This is a genomic window from Frankia sp. CoWAU3 (assembly GCF_977971855.1).
In genome coordinates this window covers 871-2611 of sequence record NZ_CDWWXB010000340.1, presented here as the reverse complement: position 1 = coordinate 2611, position 1741 = coordinate 871, and the positions used below count along the sequence as shown (strand labels likewise).

Below are 1741 nucleotides of genomic sequence, written 5' to 3'. Positions count from 1 at the left end.
CTCCCGCTAGGCGTCTTCGGGAGCGCGGAGGCCGCCTGGGAAACGGTGCTGGCCCGATCGGATCAGGTCGGCGCGCGGTACGGGGTGACCGCCCGCTGGATGGCGGCCGTCGACCGGGTCTTCGACTCCCCTGAACAGGCCGTCTCCGTGGCCCGGTTGGCCCTGCGTTACGCCGATCGGGGCATCGTTGGCCTAGGGTTGCACAACGACGAGAACGGGTGGCCGCCGGAGCCGTTCATGGCGGCGTTCCGGATCGCGCGCGACGGCGGGTTGCTCTCGACCCCCCACGCCGGGGAACTCGACGGTCCCGCGTCGGTGCGTGGCGCCATCGAGACCCTGGATGCCGATCGTCTCCAGCACGGTATCCGCGCCATGGAGGATCCCCGACTCGTCGACACCCTCCTCGAACGAGGGACCTGCCTCGATGTCTGCCCGACGTCCAACCTGCTGCTCTCGGTCGTCCCGTCGATGGCCGAACATCCGCTTCCGGCCCTGCTGCGGGCCGGGGTGCGATGCTCGATCAACGCCGACGACCCGCTGCTGTTCGGGCCCAGCTGTCTGGAGAAGTACGAGCTGTGCCGATCGGCACTGGGCCTGACCGACGAGGAACTGGCCGCCTGCGCCCGCAGCTCGGTGGAATCCGGAGCCGCGCCGATCGAGGTGCGGACGGCGGCCCTCGCCGGCATCGATGCGTGGCTCGCCGACGCGGGATGTCTCGACGGCCGGTGACGCTCCGACGGCCGGTGACGTTCCGATGACGGGGGTACCGTCCCCCCACCGGCCCGCGCGGGTGGTCCTCGCACCCGACTCGTTCAAGGGATCGGCGACCGCGGCCGAGGTGGTCGCGGCGCTGGGTGCGGGCTGGCGCTCCGAGCGGCCTCGCGATCAGGTCGTGGGAGTACCGATCGCCGACGGTGGCGAGGGCACCCTCGACGTCTTCGCCGTCGGCGTACCCGGGTCGGAGCGGCACCCGGCACGGGTGACTGGTCCGGACGGGCGGGGCCACGACGCCGAATGGCTGTCGCTGCCCGATGGCACCGCGGTGATCGAACTGGCGAGGGCGAGCGGGTTGCCGCTGATGCGGGAACTCGATCCGTTGGGCGCGCAGACCGTGGGCCTCGGCGAGTTGGTCGCCGCCGCGATCGACGCCGGAGTCGACCGCGTTCTCATCACTTTGGGCGGTTCCGCCTCGACCGACGGTGGTACCGGTGCCCTCGCCGCGTTGGGTGCCCGGTTCCTCGACGCGGCCGGCCGGCCGTTGGCCGTCGGCGGCGGCGCCCTCATGTCGCTCGCGCACATCGATCTGACTGGGTTGCGGCCGGCGCCGGCCGGGGGAGCGTACTGTCTCGTCGACGTCGACGCGCCCCTGCTGGGCCCTGCCGGCGCCGCCGCCGTATTCGGGCCGCAGAAGGGTGCCGGACCCGCGGACATCACCCGGCTGGAGGAGGGGCTGCGCCGGCTCGCCCACCTGTTGGGTGGTGCTCCCGACGCCGCGGGAGCCGGGGCTGCCGGCGGCACCGCCTACGGCCTCGCCGCGGCCTGGGGAGCCGAGGTGGTCCCCGGCCTGCCGACGATCATCCAGGCGGCGGGCCTGCCGGCGGCCCTTGCCGGCGCCGACTGGGTGGTGACCGGCGAGGGCAGGTTCGACCGAACCTCGTTGTCCGGCAAGGTGGTCGGCGGAGTCCTCGCGCTGGCGCGGGACGCCGAGGTGCCCGTGCTCCTGGTGGCTGGGCGGGTTGAC

2 protein-coding genes are annotated in these 1741 nt (G+C 73.4%); both read left to right on the top strand.

Features of this window, described 5'->3' with window-relative positions; translation table 11 throughout:
- The coding region (locus tag AC08ON_RS18180; protein WP_476617446.1) for an adenosine deaminase family protein at positions 1-729 on the top strand (729 nt) is incomplete at its 5' end.
- Between the two features lie 25 nt (positions 730-754).
- Positions 755-1741, top strand: a 987-nt coding sequence (locus AC08ON_RS18175; protein WP_476617445.1) for a glycerate kinase, incomplete at its 3' end; no start/stop codon positions are given.